Raw genomic sequence first — 2601 nt, 5'->3', positions numbered from 1 at the left:
TGCATATTCCGGCCGGATCTGAACAGCGATTCCGGAAATACTTGAACACTCATTCTGGAATTATTTGAACACTGATTCCGGATTTATTTAGTACAGTTTTGGGCTGATTTCCGGAATCGGTGTTCAAGTACGCCGGAATCTTTTCAACGCATTGAAATCACTATTAATTTGATAACTTAACCACTGACTTTTAGTTGGCGAGTGAGGGTTAGGTTTGAAAAGGATTACAATGCGTAAAATCAGAGAGGTTTTAAGGCTGCATTTCTCGGCAGGATTGAGTATCCGCGAGATCCACCGCAGCACCAAAGTCAGTGTTGGCAGCATCCAAACACTGCTCAACAAAGCCAAGGGGATGAACTTGTCCTGGCCGCTGCCGGATGAACTGGATGATGCCCAGTTAGCCCGGCGCTTTTACCCGCAAGCCGATACCCGCCATGCCAAACGATTCCAGGAGCCGGATTGGGCAGACTTGCGCAAACAATTAAGCCGAAAGGGCGTAACCAAACTACTGTTGTGGGAAGAATACACCCAGCAATACCCCAACCGCTGTTACAGTTACTCTCAGTTCTGCGACCGTTACCTGCAGTGGTTGAATAAGCAACGCCGCTCCATGCGTCAGCATCACCGGGCAGGCGACGTGTTGTTCGTGGATTATGCAGGGCAAACTATGCCTGTCGTGAACCCGCAAACGGGTGAAATCCGGTATGCACAAATATTCGTTACAGCTATGGGCGCGAGCAGTTATTACTACTCAGAGGCGACCTGGACTCAGGGCTTGCAAGACTGGCTCGGCAGCCATGTACGGGCCTTCGAGTATCTTGGTGGCGTACCCACCATGGTGGTGCCGGATAACTTAAAAAGTGCAGTGACTAAAGCCTGCAAGAGCGACCCGGATATCAATCCGGCCTATCAGCAACTGGCAGCTCATTATGATACGGCGATTGTGCCCGCCAGACCGTATAAACCCAAAGATAAAGCCAAGGCCGAAGTGGGTGTGCAAATCATAGAGCGATGGATATTAGCCCGGCTTCGCCATCACACCTTCTTCTCACTACATGAGCTGAACCAGTGTATCCGCGCCTTGCTGACAGAGGTGAACAATAAACCGTTCAAACAAATGACAGGCACGCGTCAGCAGTGGTTCGATGAACTGGATAAGCCTGCCTTAAAACCACTGCCGCGCCATGCCTATGAATATACCGACATCCGCAATACTAAGGTGAACATCGATTACCATGTGCAGTATGAGAATCACCTGTACTCGGTGCCACATCAACTGGTGAGTGAAAAAGTGGAGCTTCACGCCAAGCCACGCCTGGTGGAAATCTACTTCCAGGGCAAACGTGTGGCCAGCCATCCCCGCAATGACCGTTACGGCTTTACCACCACGCCGCAACACATGCCTGCGCAGCATCAGCACTACCACAAAGTAAGCGAAGGCAGCCTGATGAACTGGGCGAAAGACATCGGTGATGACGTGCTTCTCTGGGTAAAAGCACAGCTGAAACGTAAACCACATCCCCAACAGGCGTTCCGTGTCTGCCTGGGTGCCTTGCGATTAGCCAGTCAGTATCCGCCGCAGCGGCTCAATATCGCCTGCAAGCTGGCTAACCAGCATCAGCTCTATCGCTTACAGCAACTCAAAGACATCTTAAACAGCAATCAGGACAAGCTCATCAGTGAATCCAGCCAGGACACCCTGACACTCCCTCAACACCACGAAAATATCCGTGGACCACAAAGCTTCCATTAAGGAGAAAATCCATGCTAACCACCACACTGTCACAACTGCACCAACTTAATCTCAGCGGCATGGCAAAAGCACTGAGCCAGCAACTCGAACAACCGGGTCAATATCAGGACTTATGCTTCGCCGAACGCCTGCAACTGCTGACCGACCAGGAAATCCATGAACGGGACAACCGTAAGCAACAGCGCCTGCTTAAACAGGCGCAACTGAAACTCGCGGCCAACGCCCATGACATCGACTATCAGCATCCGCGCGGACTGCAAAAAAGTGTGATGACAGGATTACTGCAATGCGACTGGCTACAACGGCAACAAAACCTGTTACTCACCGGGCCGTGCGGCACCGGGAAAACCTATATCGCCTGCGCACTCGCTAACACCGCCTGCCTGAAAGGCTACACGGTGAAATACTACCGGGTGAGTCGACTGCTCATGGAACTCACCCAGGCCAAAGCCGATGGCACATACAGCAAAAAACTAAAGAGCCTTGCCAAACTCAATCTGCTCATCCTGGATGACTGGGGCCTTGAACCGTTAAAGGCGGCTCAGCGCAACGACCTGATGGAAATCATGGATGACCGCCACGGCAGCAGCTCAACCATCCTCATCAGCCAGTTACCCACAGATCAATGGTATCAATCCATCGGTGATAACACGCTGGCTGATGCCATCCTCGACCGCCTGATGCACAACGCTCACCGGATAAAACTGAAAGGAGAATCAATGAGAAAAACACTGGCATCCATTGACGCCACTTGAACACTTAAGGTAAAAATCGACTAGCCAACGATGCGTTGATCTGAGGTGTTCAAATAAAACCGGAATGGGTGTTCAAGTAAATCGGAATACGCA

2 protein-coding genes are annotated in these 2601 nt (G+C 51.1%); both read left to right on the top strand.

Annotation, left to right across the window (positions count from 1 at the left end):
• Positions 1 to 229: 229 nt before the first annotated feature.
• A complete protein-coding gene (istA, locus tag MHM99_RS21000) occupies positions 230 to 1753 on the top strand; it encodes an IS21 family transposase (RefSeq protein ID WP_187448020.1) in 1524 nt (507 codons plus the stop codon).
• A gap of 11 nt (positions 1754 to 1764) precedes the next feature.
• The gene (gene istB, locus MHM99_RS20995; protein ID WP_187448019.1) at positions 1765 to 2508 is read left to right on the top strand and encodes an IS21-like element helper ATPase IstB; all 744 of its coding nucleotides are present in this window, start codon (positions 1765 to 1767) and stop codon (positions 2506 to 2508) included.
• Positions 2509 to 2601 lie beyond the last annotated feature (93 nt).

The organism is Alteromonas sp. MmMcT2-2 (assembly GCF_022348305.1).
GTDB lineage: Bacteria > Pseudomonadota > Gammaproteobacteria > Enterobacterales > Alteromonadaceae > Alteromonas > Alteromonas macleodii.
Note: the sequence above shows the minus strand (reverse complement) of the source record. Positions and strands in the feature narration are given on the sequence as shown.

Bases quoted from the DNA above. Each gene is read 5' to 3' on its own strand.
- istB (WP_187448019.1), top strand. From the start codon at position 1,765: ATGCTAACCACCACACTGTCACAACTGCACCAACTTAATCTCAGCGGC.
- istA (WP_187448020.1), top strand. From the start codon at position 230: ATGCGTAAAATCAGAGAGGTTTTAAGGCTGCATTTCTCGGCAGGATTG.